Annotated in this window: 1 protein-coding gene; it reads right to left on the minus strand. The window is 67.6% G+C overall.

Going from position 1 to position 925, the window contains the following annotated elements; genetic code table 11:
- The coding region (locus NP3_RS45815; RefSeq protein WP_084509711.1) for an acyltransferase domain-containing protein at window positions 1-925 on the minus strand (925 nt) is incomplete at both ends.

Below are 925 nucleotides of genomic sequence, written 5' to 3' on the forward strand. Positions count from 1 at the left end.
GTTCGACGCACCGTTCAACGACGGCGAGGACATCGGCATCGACACCGGACAGCACCACCGACGACGGACCGTTCACCGCCGCGATCGACACCGCACCGGCCACCAGCAGCGGCAACACATCCAGCTCGGAGGCGCCGACAGCGACCATCGCCCCACCAGCAGGCAGCGCGTGCATCAAGCGACCACGCGCAGCCACCAGCACACACGCGTCCGTCAGTGACAACACTCCCGCCACATGCGCGGCAGCGACCTCACCGATCGAATGACCAGCCACCACATCCGCACGCACACCCCACGATTCGAGCAACCGGAACAACGCCACCTCGAACGCGAACAACCCCGCCTGCGCGAACACCGTCCGATCGACAAGGTCATCGCTCGCCAACGCCACACTCAGCGAAACCGACTGCCCCAGTAACGGATCCAAATCACCGACGATCGCATCGAAGTGTTCGGCGAACACCGGATAGGCGGTCCGCAGCCCGGCGGCCATACCGGCCCACTGCGCACCCTGCCCCGAGAAGACGAAACCTGTCGACCCCGCCGCGGCCCGACCGGTCACCACACCGGGTACCTGCGTTCCGGCAGCCAGCGCACGGACGCCCGCGAGCAGACCACCACGGTCATCGGCCACGACAACCGCACGATGCTCGAACATCGCACGGGTGGACGCCAGGGAGAAACCGACGTCGATCGGATCATGTTCGCCCGCAAAAGATGCCAGGCGGGCAGCCTGAGCGACGAGAGCCTCGTCGCTACGGGCCGAGATCACCCACGGCCGCGCAGCCGGTACCGAGGCCGACTCCGGAACCTGGGCCACCACCGGCGCGGTCACCGGGGCCTGCTCCACGATGAGGTGGGCATTCGTGCCGCTGATACCGAACGACGAGACACCCGCACGACGCGGCCGATCCACCTCCGGCCA

The sequence above is a fragment of the Nocardia pseudovaccinii NBRC 100343 genome (genome assembly GCF_001613225.1).
In the GTDB taxonomy this organism is placed as follows: Bacteria; Actinomycetota; Actinomycetes; order Mycobacteriales; family Mycobacteriaceae; genus Nocardia; species Nocardia pseudovaccinii.